12 protein-coding genes are annotated in these 12,229 nt (G+C 61.3%); 3 read left to right on the forward strand and 9 right to left on the reverse strand.

The window, feature by feature from the left end:
- Positions 1-116: 116 nt before the first annotated feature.
- The 7 genes from CKO15_RS10525 to CKO15_RS10555 form a co-directional block, all read right to left on the reverse strand.
- Entirely contained in the window at positions 117-488 is a 372-nt protein-coding gene (locus CKO15_RS10525; protein ID WP_420842140.1) for a DNA polymerase Y family protein, read from the reverse strand.
- A gap of 159 nt (positions 489-647) precedes the next feature.
- Positions 648-1,697 (reverse strand): M48 family metalloprotease, encoded by a 1,050-nt coding sequence (locus CKO15_RS10530; protein ID WP_200195954.1) that lies wholly within the window; start codon positions 1,695-1,697, stop codon positions 648-650.
- 52 nt (positions 1,698-1,749) lie between these two features.
- Complete coding sequence (locus CKO15_RS10535; RefSeq protein ID WP_200195956.1) at positions 1,750-2,352, reverse strand: LemA family protein; 603 nt, start codon at positions 2,350-2,352, stop codon at positions 1,750-1,752.
- Between the two features lie 155 nt (positions 2,353-2,507).
- Complete coding sequence (locus tag CKO15_RS14535) at positions 2,508-4,394, reverse strand: EAL domain-containing protein (RefSeq protein WP_200195958.1); 1,887 nt, start codon at positions 4,392-4,394, stop codon at positions 2,508-2,510.
- Positions 4,395-4,416: 22 nt separating this feature from the next.
- Entirely contained in the window at positions 4,417-5,235 is an 819-nt protein-coding gene (gene phnE, locus CKO15_RS10545) for a phosphonate ABC transporter, permease protein PhnE (protein ID WP_200195960.1), read from the reverse strand.
- Complete coding sequence (locus CKO15_RS10550; protein ID WP_200195962.1) at positions 5,232-6,083, reverse strand: phosphonate ABC transporter ATP-binding protein; 852 nt, start codon at positions 6,081-6,083, stop codon at positions 5,232-5,234. Before CKO15_RS10550 ends, phnE begins: the two co-directional genes overlap by 4 nt.
- A gap of 306 nt (positions 6,084-6,389) precedes the next feature.
- A complete protein-coding gene (locus tag CKO15_RS10555; RefSeq protein WP_242464728.1) occupies positions 6,390-7,250 on the reverse strand; it encodes a phosphate/phosphite/phosphonate ABC transporter substrate-binding protein in 861 nt (286 codons plus the stop codon).
- A 423-nt stretch (positions 7,251-7,673) separates the two neighbouring features.
- Here CKO15_RS10555 and CKO15_RS10560 point away from each other — a divergent pair, with 423 nt between their 5' ends.
- From CKO15_RS10560 to CKO15_RS10570, 3 genes are all read left to right on the forward strand, one after another.
- Entirely contained in the window at positions 7,674-9,710 is a 2,037-nt protein-coding gene (locus CKO15_RS10560) for a nitrite/sulfite reductase (protein ID WP_200195964.1), read from the forward strand.
- A complete protein-coding gene (cysB, locus tag CKO15_RS10565) occupies positions 9,659-10,669 on the forward strand; it encodes an HTH-type transcriptional regulator CysB (RefSeq protein ID WP_200195971.1) in 1,011 nt (336 codons plus the stop codon). The genes CKO15_RS10560 and cysB overlap by 52 nt, the downstream gene beginning before the upstream one ends.
- Before the next feature lie 146 nt (positions 10,670-10,815).
- Entirely contained in the window at positions 10,816-11,511 is a 696-nt protein-coding gene (locus CKO15_RS10570; RefSeq protein ID WP_338036048.1) for a phosphoadenylyl-sulfate reductase, read from the forward strand.
- Positions 11,512-11,632: 121 nt separating this feature from the next.
- Here the strand turns inward: CKO15_RS10570 and CKO15_RS10575 are convergent, their stop codons facing one another.
- Together CKO15_RS10575 and CKO15_RS10580 are read right to left on the reverse strand one after the other, a co-directional pair.
- Positions 11,633-11,845, reverse strand: coding sequence for a hypothetical protein (locus CKO15_RS10575; protein WP_200195976.1), 213 nt, complete (start codon positions 11,843-11,845; stop codon positions 11,633-11,635).
- Positions 11,832-12,170, reverse strand: coding sequence for a helix-turn-helix domain-containing protein (locus CKO15_RS10580; RefSeq protein WP_200195978.1), 339 nt, complete (start codon positions 12,168-12,170; stop codon positions 11,832-11,834). The genes CKO15_RS10575 and CKO15_RS10580 overlap by 14 nt, the downstream gene beginning before the upstream one ends.
- Between the last annotated feature and the right edge of the window lie 59 nt (positions 12,171-12,229).

The following is a 12,229-nucleotide window of genomic DNA, read 5'->3' on the forward strand; positions in this document are numbered from 1 at the left end:
CACCACACGAAAATAAGCCCGTTTTGGCCCAAAATCGGAAAATTGACGTCCAGCACCTGAACAAAAATCAATCGATGCTGTAATCTTCGGCTTTCCACGCCGAAAGCCCGATTACTTCAGCGTTTCCCTAGGTCTTCAATGTGTGCAGAGATGGTCGCGACCGCTGCCTTGAAGCGACGTGAGTAGTCGCGGTAGGCATCGAAATTGGGTGGCAGCAGGATGGCGTTGGGCGCCCGCTGCGCTGCTTTCATAAGCCCCATGCCCGAACTGACCCCCAGCGTCCGCGCCTCGTAGGTCGCCGTGGTGACCACCCCTCGACCAGAGTAGTCGCGCAGCCGCCGATAATCGCCTGCCGACGAGGTCGCTGCTCTCCGCCCGCCGATGACTAGCGCTTGCCCGCGCAGTTCGGGGTGGTGCAGCAGCTCCACGGAGGCGAAAAAGGCGTCCATATCGAGGTGGGCGATGCGGCGATCGTCGGGGCGGTCCATAGCGAGTTCGAATCGGTTATTCGGTGGTTATCCGGTGGTGAACTAGCGGCGATTCGGCGGTGATCCGGCGGCGATTCGGCGGCAATCTGGAACCGAGACAAACCGGTTCTTTCTCCGCCCGCGCATTGGCTATTTTCCTCCGTGACTCCCTGAAAAAGCTCAGGCCGCCTGGGCTGCGTAGTCGCGGCGGTTTTCTAATCGTTGGATGCGCTCCTCAAGCGGTGGATGGGTGTCGAAGATGCTGTTGTTGACCTTGAACAAAAAGGCGTGGCTGTGTTCGGCCGCTTCGGGGTGCTGGATGTCGGTTGGCCGACCGCCGTCACGGATGACCCGCAGGGCGCTGGCGATCCCTTTAGGATGGCGAGTGAATTGAACGGCAGAGGCGTCGGCTAGATATTCGCGCTGGCGCGACATCATCGCTTGCAGAATGCGCCCGGAGAGCACCGAGATGGAGCCGATGAGGGCCAGAGCGATGGCAAAGACGAGTATAACGAGCTTGGCGCGCGGGTTGCCTCGTCCGTAGAGGGCACTTCTGAAGAGCATCCGGGCGGCAAAGAAGAGTACCGTGAAGCCCATCACGAAGGCAGCGAGGCGGATATTGATCTTGATGTCTTCGTTGGCGACGTGCGCGAGCTCATGGGCAATGACGCCGGCAAGCTGATCGCGGTCGAAGTGGGACAGTGCCCCCTCGGTGACGGCGACTACGGCGTGCTCGCGATCCCTTCCGGCCGCGAAGGCGTTGATTGCCGGTTCGGGGAGGACGTAAAGGGCAGGCGGCGGGTGGTTGGCGGCCAGCGACAACTCGTCAACAATATTGAGCGCTTGTTGCTCCTTGAGGCTCAAGCTCGGATCGCCGGCGCTGATGAGACGACCGCCGAAGTGGCGGGCAACGTCGTGGCCGTTGCTGTTGCGGAAAAAGCCGACGACAGTCGAGACGCCCATGATCAGCACAGCGATGAGTCCGACGCCGATCAAGACCATCAGCCCCTCAGGGCTGGTGAAGATGTACCGGAACGTCTCTACCGTCGTCTGCCACAAGCCGGGAGGAGGCGCTGTTGCGCTGACACCGCTGCCGCTTGTGCCGAAGAAGAGCAGCACGCTGATCACCAGAGAGATCGCCGCGGCGGTCAGCAGCAGCAAGAGGAAGTAGGCAACCCAGATTCGCCGACTGATTCGGCGGGCCAAATCTTGATGCTCACGGAAGTCCACGTCTTGCTCCTCCCCGGGTTGCCCCTGAAATGGATCGATCTCTAGCGAGAGCCTAGAAATTCACTTGCGGGGCCTCGTTCAAGGTCTCGCGGCTCTCGGCGAACTCCAGCAAAGTGGCGTCCTCGGGATGGCCGAACATTGAGGCAAAGAGCACCGGCGGGAAGCTGCGGCGGTACTCGTTGTACTTTTGCACCAGGTCGTTATAGCCCTGGCGCGCGTAGGCAACCCGGTTCTCGGTGGAGACGAGCTCTTCGCTGAGCTGCTTCATGTTTTCTGAGGCTTTGAGATCGGGGTAGGCCTCGACCCGGAGGTTAAAGCCGGCCATCGCGCTTTGCAGAGTGCCCTCGGCCGCCGCGAGCTTTTTCATCACGTCAGCGTTGCCCGGAGCCCGTTGAGCCTCCTCAAGAGCGGTGGCCATCTCCGAGCGCGCCCGGGTGACCGCCAGCAGGGTCTCTTTCTCGTGCTCCATGTACTTGCGTGCGACTTCGACGAGATTGGGGATCAAGTCGAGACGCCGTTTCAGCTGTACATCGATCTGAGCGAAGGCATTTTCGTACTGCGTTCGGTAGGAGACCAGCTTGTTGTAAATGGAGACCGAGTAGATGACCATGATCAGCAGCAGGCCGATGATCAAGGCAACGGGTAGGAGTTCCATAGTGCCTCCTCAGTTGAAGGGGGGCAGGGCAGTAAAGTCTGTTCCCTTGTCGAGGCCGTAAGGCCGCGAAGCGGCATGCGTGCCAGGGGTGACGGGGGTGACAGGGGGTGGCAGATTTAGACCTGGCCCCCCTCCCCTTGGGCGCCGCCCAATCATCATCTCCCGCGTTCTGGCAAAAGGCAAGCAGCACCGCTCTCTTTGACCCCGCTGACGTCTTCGGCGTGGCCTTTTGAACCGCCGCTGTAGTTGTGGGGGCCGGCATTGGGGACAGATTGCAAATCTGTCCCTGGTACTGTGTAGCTGCGGCGGTCGACGAAGAGGGTATTACCCGGCTGCAATTTGGCCTTGTGCTTGATCTCCGAGAGGATCGACGAGAGCTCGTGAGGACTCCGGTGGCAGCCCGGAGAGATCGGCAGGGCGGCCATCGTTATGGAGACCAGGGGGAAGAAGGAGTGGTTGCCTTGACGATCGACTCCGCTGATGCCACCCGCTTGGCGATCCGCCTCATCGTAGAAGGTCGGTGCCAGCTGCTCGAAGGTCGTTAGCGTGCGTTCGCACATACCGCGCCAGCGGTCGAGGTCGAATAGTGCCAGCATGAAGTCGTCGCCGCCGACGTGCCCGATAAAGTCTTCGGGCCCTTCGATCTCTCGGCGAAGAATATCGGCCAATGCGACGATGACTTCGTCGCCGCGGGCGTGGCCGTAGTGGTCGTTGTACGGCTTAAAATTGTCTAGGTCGCAGTAAACGGCCACAAAGGGTCGTTCTTGCGCTAGCGACTTGGCGAGCGTTTCGTTGATTAGCAAGTTCCCCGGCAGGCCGCTGAGTGGGTTGGCCTGACGGGCGTTCTTGACCTGCATTGCTGTCATCTCGCGGAGCAGGTCGACGATGCTGGCCATGCCTCGGTAGTGTCCTGCCGCGTCGACGACCAGAAAGTCCTGCCGGCTGCATGACGAGCAGTCGGTGAGTTGACGGCTCAGGGTCTCCAGCGGGGTCTCCTCGCTGACAATGAGTGCGTCTTTGCGCACAAAGGCCTCAACTTTACGGCGCCCGTAGAGTGAGTGGGCGTATGGGTTGGAGAAGATCGCCAGCAGATCGTCGCGGTGCACGATGCCAATGGGGGTGTTGTCGTCCTGGGTCACCGCAATCGAACGCAGGCCGTTGAGTTGACTGAGTCGCTGTGATAGCTCCGAGAGGGAGGCGTCAGCAGCGATGGGCTCCTGAGGCCGGTAGATGGCCATCGCGGTCCTTGCAGGATCGGAGGAGGGGCGCGGCGCGCTCTCGGGCAATAGCAGATGCTCGATAGAGCGAGGCGGGTTCTCCATGGGGTGAGCGAAGTAGTACCCCTGCAAAATGTGGCTGTTCAGGCTCCATAAGCAGCGGTACTCCTCGACGCGCTCAACGCCCTCGACAATGACTTCGCAGCCGAGACTGCGCGAGACTTCCAGCAGAAATCCGACAAACTTCCGTTTGGTCGGATCGCGCTCGATCTGTTCGCAGAAGTGGCGGGAGATCTTGACGAAGTCGGGGCTCAGCTCAGCCCAGTGGCGGAGTCCGGCGGAGCCGTCGCCGAGATCGTCGAGGGCCACCAGAAAGCCCATCTCGCGATAGTGCTGCAGGGCGTTGCGGATTAGGTCGTAGTCGTCGATCGGACAGTGTTCTGTGACCTCAATGACGACCCGCCGCGGATCAAGCCCCTCCTCGCGGAGCGCTGCGAGCGTGACCCCGCCCTGAAAATCCTCCTGCAAGAGGGTCTGGGGCATGACGTTCAGAAAGAGCTGTCCCTCTAGGCCCAGCCGCGTGAATCGACGAATGGCCAAGCGGCGGGCCAAGTGGTCGATTTCAACCAAGTGGCCACTCAGCGTCGCCGCCCGGAAGAGGTTAAAAGGGGCGTAGAGGGAGGAGGCCGAAGGCCCGCGGATGAGTGCCTCGTAGCCGTAGATTTTGCGCCGACGGGTATCGACGATCGGTTGAAAGAGCGGGGTCAACGACTCGGTGCGAAGAATCGTCTCAATCTGCTCGGTGGCTTCTGCGGCGTTCTGCACCTTTTACCCCCTCTCCGTCGTTTCAGATGACGCGTTTGCGGATTGCTGATGAGACCTGCTCGAAGGCAATGACCACCACGAGGATGACCAGAATAATGGTCAGTGCTTGGTCGTAGCGGAACATGCGCATGGAGGTCGAGAGCTCCACGCCGATGCCGCCAGCCCCGACCAGCCCGAGCACTACGGCGGAGCGGATGGCCTTCTCCACACCAAAGAGACTGGTAGCAGTCAGCGAGGCCAGAGCCTCGGGGATGATGGCACCGAAGATGACTGAGAGTTTCCCGGCCCCGGTTGCGCTGAGTGCCTCCGACGGCCCCTTGGCGATCTCCTCAAAGCGCTCAGAAAAGAAGCGGGCGCAGAAGCCGATGGTGTCCATGATGATGGCTAAGATTCCGGCCAACGGGCCGAGGCCGACCGCGACTACGAAGATCAGCGCCCAAATCAAGTCGGGGATTGTCCGCAGTGTCGCCACGATCATGCGCGCGATCCACCGCACGATCAGGTTTGGGGCGGTATTGACGGAGCAGAGCAGGGCAAAGGGGATGCTCAGTATGACCCCGAAGGTGACCCCCACTAGAGCCATGTTGACCGTCTCCAGCATGGCGCGTGCGATGGGCATCAATCGACTGGTATCGGGCGGCCAGGCTTGAGCAAAGAAGGAGCCTAGATTACCAACGCCCTGGGTCAGGCGCGCCATGCTGATATCGGCAGACAAAAAGCCCTGAATAAAGAAGGCCGCGAATCCGACTAGAATCACCCAAGTAAAGACCGAGGGCGAGGAGAGGCGCGGAGGGGTGTAGACGGCCACTTTTGGCTCAATCTTCCATTCATCGCGGGTCATGCTGGGGCGCCCTCGCGATTGGACGAGTAGGTGGCCGCTGACAGGGGGGCAGCGGTTTCGTGCTCGCTGCGTGTGACAGGCTGCTGACCGTCGACCCTCACTGCACCTTGGTAGAGCGATTGGAGTTGATCAGCAGTCAATTCCCGGGCGGGGGCATCGACCTGGATCGTGCCGGCCTTCATGCCCAGAATGTGATCGCCGTACTCCAGTGCGATATCCAGCTGATGCAGGGTGCAGAGTACGGTCATGCCGCGTTCGCGGACCACCTCCCAGAGTAGCTCCATGACTTCGCGACCGGCGCGCGGGTCAAGGCTGGCAATTGGCTCATCGGCAAGGACGATCTCCGGGTCTTGCATCAGCAAACGAGCGATCGCCACACGCTGCTGCTGTCCCCCAGAGAGTGTGTCGGCGCGCTGGTTGGCCTTATCCGCCAGTCCCACCCGGGCCAAGCAGTGCATGGCGCGGTCCCGCTCGCTACGCGGGGCGAGGGGTTTGGCGACGCGCAACAGGCCGAGCGGGTGGCGGCCCAGGGCACCATACAGGACGTTTTGAAAGACACTGACGTTGTTGACCAAATTAAAACGCTGAAAGACCATGCCGACACGGCTCCTGGTCTTGCGCAAGAGGCGACCGCGGGCCTTGTCGATCGGGGTGCCGGCAACTTTGAGCGTGCCGGCATCGACTCGCTCCAAGCCGATTAGGCAACGCATTAAGGTCGACTTACCGCAGCCGTTGGCGCCCAACAGCACGGTCCCTTCGCCCTCCCGGGTGGTGAAGTCGAGCCCCCTGAGGACGTGGATGTTGCCAAAGTGTTTGTGGACACCGGCGACGCTAATGGGTGCTTTCATTATTCCTCACTCCTTCGCAGCGCGTGTGTGCTACGCGGCACTCTATGTCTTCCACGCAGTCTCCCACGCAGAGAAAACCCGCGACCTCAATGTGGTCTCGGGGTAGTCTCTGGGGCTCTGGTTCTCTTTGGTTCTCTTTGCGTGGGTGGGTACCGGCGGATCGAACCGGACCCTCGACGACTGCCACTACGAACTTTCCGCCATCACTAAAGCCCCCGCATCTGAACCACCTTGTAATACGCGGCGGCGCGTAGAACATGGCGAGAACTCTGCGGGGGGGTAGCGACTGGCTGCCTAGTTGCTGTGTCAGTTCAGTGGTAGGCCTACGAGACGGTAGGCATCGGTGATGATGTCGAACTCCTCTTCGGTGAGATCGTCGACAAAACGCGCCTCCAGGTATTTGTCACGCTCGCCCGGCCCGAGGATGGCGTCCATCAGACTCTCGGCGTTGGCCATGATCTGGGCGCTCACGTGATCGATGCAGGCTTGATCCAAGCTGCCACGGGCGACAAAAATATCGCGGGGCATGGTGTCGCTTACGGCGATGACCCGGTACGACCCGTTCGGATCACGCTGCTTCAGGCGGGCGACGTCGCGCACACCGCTGCCCATGGCATCAACGTCGCGGTTGATGAGCGCCTCGAAGCGGGCGCCATCGAGCAGCAGGGTTCTGACGTCGCGATCCAGATCGAAACCGGCCTGCACCAACATCCACGACGGAATGATATGGCCGGTGGTGGAGCCAGCGTCCTTCAGGGCGATGCGCTTGCCGCGCAGATCTTCAATGCTGTGAATGTCGCTGTCGGCGTGCACAACGAAGGCAGAGCCGTACTCGGCACGCTCAATGCCAACCATTTTGCGCACATCTTGCCGCGCACGCATTACGGCGTACTCGGAGGGACCCGCTAAGATGATATCGACCTGCCCGAATTGTAAGGCGTTGACCGCTGCCGTCCGATCACTGACCGGGAAGAACTGAATCTGCGAGCCGACGGCTTCGCCTAAGGCACTACCGAAGGGGCCAAAGGCGCGCACCATCTCTTCCATTCCTTCGATGCCGGTGTCGGCGAAACGCAGTCTATCCGGGCAGGGACCAGCGAGCGCGAGCGCGGGCGCGGCTAGGCAGGTCATAGCAACTGCAGCAGCGCTGCTTGCAAATCGTTTCATTATTTTGCTCCGCTTCATCTTGCTTGCCGAATCGGCGAGCGCTTGTGGGGGGAGGGTGGGTGGCCGCATTAAGCGCCTGAGCAAGAAAGTATTTGGCGGTTCTGCGGCGAATGTCTCGGTGGCCTATTGTGGCAACGCCAGATGGAGGAAATGTTTCGCTAAGATGACCGTCCGATGATGTGGGTCGCTGACGGAGTCCGGTTGTTGCGGGGACGGGGGGGGTGGGGACAGATTTGAAATCTGCCCCCAGGGACGGTGTGGGGACGGTGCGGGGACAGATTTCAAATCTGTCCCCTATGTCCAAGTTGTCCCCCGTGCCCTAGTTATTCCTCTCAGGAATAACGAAATGAAAAAATAGCACTTCCCGCCATAAGGGCAGGGCTGTACCCTTGACTTACGTCAATCGCAAACGTGGTCTGGGTTATGTCACAGTCGCTCCCGCAGCAACGGCCGCTCCTGCAGCAACAGGCGCTTACGAAGCAAAAGCCACTCCTTCAGCACCAGCACGACCGAGTTCAACGCAGTGTCGAGGACTTCCGCCAGGCGATCGGAGACTACTTGGCGGGGAAGTTGGACGAGGCGACCTTTACTGCGCTGCGCCTGCGCAATGGCTTGTTTTGCCAAAACGGCCATTGGATGCTGCGGATTGCTATCCCCGACGGTGTGTTGCGTTCGGCGCAGCTGCGGCGGCTCGCTGCGCTGCAGCAACGTTACGCCGACGGATACGCCCACCTGACAACGCGACAAAACATCCAAATCTATGATCTGCAGCTCGATGAGGTTTCGGATCTGCTTGGGGCGCTTACCGTAAGTGGTCTCTACACCGTGCAGACCAGTGGCCCGTGCATTCGCGCGATTACGATTGAGCCGCTCGCCGGCCTCGCCACCGACGAGGTCGACGATCCACGCCCGTGGAGTCTGCTGTTGCAGCGCTGGTCGACGCTCCACCCGGGGCTCTCCAATCTGCCGCGCAAACTGAAGGTCGCCATCAGTGCGAGTCGGCACGAGCGCATCGCTGTGCGTGCCCACGACATCGGCTTGCGCCTGACTGTCGGGCGAGCCGAGCAAGCGCGCTTTGCCCTCTGGGTTGGCGGCGGACTGGGGCGCAAACCGCAGTTGGCGCAGCTGCTCTACGATGAATTGCCTGGTGCGCAATTGCTGCTCTATCTGGAGGCGCTGCTACGCCTCTATAACCGCGATGCGCCGCGCCATGACAAACGAAAGGCGCGGCTGAAGTTCTTCGTCAACGAGCATGGTGTCGAGTCGATTCGCACGGCGATTGAGAAGGAACTGGGCGACATGACAGGGCGAGAGACCGAGGCGCTGATCGTCGATGCGCGGCGTTACGCTGGGGCGCTCTCCGAGCTGGTGCCGCCCCTCGATGATGGTCGCGATGGTCGCAATTCTCGATCGGGTCGTCGCCCTCAACCGCTCCTGCACCCTGCTGCAGATGCCGAGGTTGCGGTTGGTGCTGCCTCTGTTAATGGCTCTGTTACTGCCTTTGCCGCTGCCGCCGAGGCCGCGGCAGAGGACGACAGTCCCGAGGCGCTGTTGGCGGCGCAAGTGGCCGACAATCCCGAGTTTGCGCGCTGGCTCAACTGGAACAGCGAGCCGCAGCGGCAGCCGGCGCTGCGCGCGGTGACGATCTGCCTACGTGGGCGAGGCCATCAGACCCCCGGTAACGTCAGCAGTGTGGAGATGGAGCGGCTGGCGTGGCTCGCCGAGTCGATCAATGGGGGTGAGCTGCGCTGCACCCAGCAGCAGCACTGGGTGCTACCCCATGTGCCGCTTGATCGCCTCTATGGGGTCTGGCGAGTGCTGCACGGCATGGGGTTGGCCGAGCCGATCGTCGGTACCGTGGCAGATCCGCTCGCTTGCCCGGGCAAGGCGCGGTGTGAGCTGGCGAATGCGCCGACGGCTGCGGTGGCCCACGCCCTTCAGCAGCGCCTGCAGGCGTGCCCGGCAAAGGCGGAGGCGCTGGGCAGCGCGCGGCTCAGTATCTCCGGCTGCATGAACGGCTGTGCTCTCCACTCCATCAGCGAGATTGGGTTGCGCGGGGTCGATAAGCAGGGTGAGGCGTGGTTCCAGATATTGATCGGAGGCAAATCGAACGGTGACTTGCGCTTGGGTGAAGTGCTCGGACCGGCGGTTTCGGAAGCTCGCGTGCCGGCTGTCGTCGAGGCCTTGGTCGACCGCTATCTGGAATTGCGCCACTCGCCGCAGGAGTCGTTTTCGGCAGCCGTAGCGAGGCTGGGCACGGGCCCCTTTCGCTGCGCACTGCAGGCCGGTGAGAGTGCACAGCAGGGCCAACCGGGCCAACCGGCTCAATCGGACCCAACGGGTCAATCTGATCCACCGGGGCGACGACCAGACCCACTCGATCTGCCCCAGTCACTAGGAGAGCGTCGATGCGTCTCAAGCAGCTCCGCTACATCCACGAAATCGTCCGCCACGGTCTGAATATCTCAGCGGCGGCTGATGCGCTCTATACCTCGCAATCCGGTATCAGCAAGCAGATTCGGATGCTTGAGGACGAGCTTGGGGTCGAGATCTTTATCCGCAGCGGGAAGTCGCTCGCGCAGTTGACGCCGGCGGGTGAGATGATCCTTGAGGCGATTGCCCGCCTGCTCGAAGAGGAGCGCAATATCCGGGCGATCGCCGCCGATCACGCCTCTCAGGAGCAGGGTCAGCTGGCCATTGCCACCACGCAGACGCAAGCGAAGCACGCCCTGCCGGCGGTGATCCGTAAATTTCGCGAGCGCTATCCGGGGGTGACGCTGCAGATGCATCAGGGGACCCCGCTGCAAATCGCTGAGCTCGCGGCTCGGGGCCAGGTCGATTTGGCGATTGCGACCGAGGGGATCGAGCACTTCGAGGATCTGGTCATGATTCCTTGCTACCGCTGGAATCGGTGCGTGGTGGTGCCTCACAACCACCCCTTGGCTGAGAGTCAGCCGCTGACCTTGGAGGCGCTTAGCGCGTACCCGCTGGTGACGTATCTCTTCGGCTTTACGGGGCGCTCGCGCCTCGACGAGGCGTTTCAGGCGGCGGGGCTGAGACCCAATGTGGTCTTTACAGCGACCGACGCCGAGGTCATCAAGACCTACGTGCGGCTCGGGCTTGGGGTGGGGATTATCGCCAAGATGTCCTTCGATCCGGACCAGGATCACGGTTTGATCGCCTTGGATGCTGGACACCTCTTCTCTCCGAGCACCACAAATTTGGGCATACGGCGTGGCACCCACCTGCGCAGCTTCATGTATGAGTTTATTCGCCTCTTTGCCCCACACATTACCCCAGAGGTCATTGCCCAGATGAGTCGAGCGCGCACCAACGAGGCGCGCCGGGAAGTATGCACCGCGTTGGAAAAGGCGCTGGAGTCGATGCATTCCCCGCTTTCGGGGCAAACGGTTGAGTGATCGATTTATTAACGGAGGTAGAGATGAGCCATGCAGCGATTCGTCGGCACCAGCACCATGACCGGCACCATCAAACGCATTTGCACCATTCGCAACATTTGCACCATCCGCAACGTGGGGGGTCACTCTGGACACAGGGGGAGCGTGTGAGCGATGAGCAGCATTTCGCGCAGTTGATCGGGGAGACCACCGCGACGCTGCGCCAGATCGAGGCCGACTATCTGCCTGCAACCTTCGCCACCAGCCTGAGTGCCGAGGACATGGTGCTGCTCGATCTGATTCAGCGCTACACCCCGCGGATTACGATCTTCTCGATCGATACCGGGCGTCTGCACGCTGAGACGTACGAGCTTCATCAGCGCATCAGGGCGCGCTACGGGCCGGTGATCTGCACGTTCTACCCACCAGCAGATGCGGTGGAGCGCTATGTTGAAGGCTACGGCATCAACGGCTTCTATTCGAGTGTCGAGGCGCGTCAGGCGTGCTGCCATGCGCGTAAGGTCCTCCCGCTGCAGCGGGCGCTGCACGGGCAGCGCGCGTGGTTGACCGGCATGCGGCGGGAGCAGGCAGTCACCCGCGAACAGTTGCCGCTGAAGGCGTTCGACGAAGCCCATCAGCTCACCAAATTCAACCCGCTGGCGGCCTGGCGCGAAGGCGATATTTGGCGCTACATTCACAGCCACGATCTGCCCTATAACACGCTCTACGAGTACGGCTATCGCAGCATCGGCTGCGCCCCCTGCACGCGCGCAGTCACCGTCGGCGAAGATCTGCGCGCCGGACGCTGGTGGTGGGAGGCACCGGAGCAAAAAGAGTGTGGGCTGCACTGCAGCGCCCGCTAGGCCCGACCTCGGTCCAACCTCATGCCCTGATATACTAAGGTTCCCAAAAGTGAAGCCAGCCCCTATGCACCACCATCAGCGCACAAGCTAGCTCATGCGACTGGCTTTACTTACGCAAAGTTTAGTAACCCCCTCCAGCGCAAGCGGATTCAGAAATTGCCTGCCCCATAAGCTGGGGGAAGAGAGTGATCGCATCAGGGCGTGCTAGGTAGCGACGGCCATAGGTAAAGCGATAGCGGTCCTGGTCATTGCGCTCGATGAGACCGGCGGCGACGGGGGATGTCAGCCCGGGAAGCCAGATCCAGACGTAGGCACGCCGATCAGAAGTCATCATCTAGGGGTTCTTGAGGCTGACGGTGCGCCCGCTTAGGGAGCAACGTCAATCGTTCCTGCTGGGTTGTCTGTTCGCGTTTCAGTGTGTCCAGGTCATCGGTAAAGAGCGATACACCAACCAGCGCCGCGGCTTCGAAGTAAGTTCCGATCGCCACTCGGGAGGAGCCCTTGGCGACCTGACGGATTGTGACGATGCCGACGCCAACCCGCTCGGCGAACTCGTCTCGTGTCCATCCCTTGCGTAGCCTTCCCTCTTCGATCAGTCCGGCGAAGAGACGCAGGGCGTGAGATGCCTTGGGGCCGAGGGTGACGTTTCTCGCCTTCATTACGATACTATAACGTCGTTTAAGCAGTTTGTCGACGCTATATTGTCGTCTTCCCTGCG

This window comes from Halorhodospira abdelmalekii (assembly GCF_016583625.1).
Lineage (GTDB): Bacteria > Pseudomonadota > Gammaproteobacteria > Nitrococcales > Halorhodospiraceae > Halorhodospira > Halorhodospira abdelmalekii.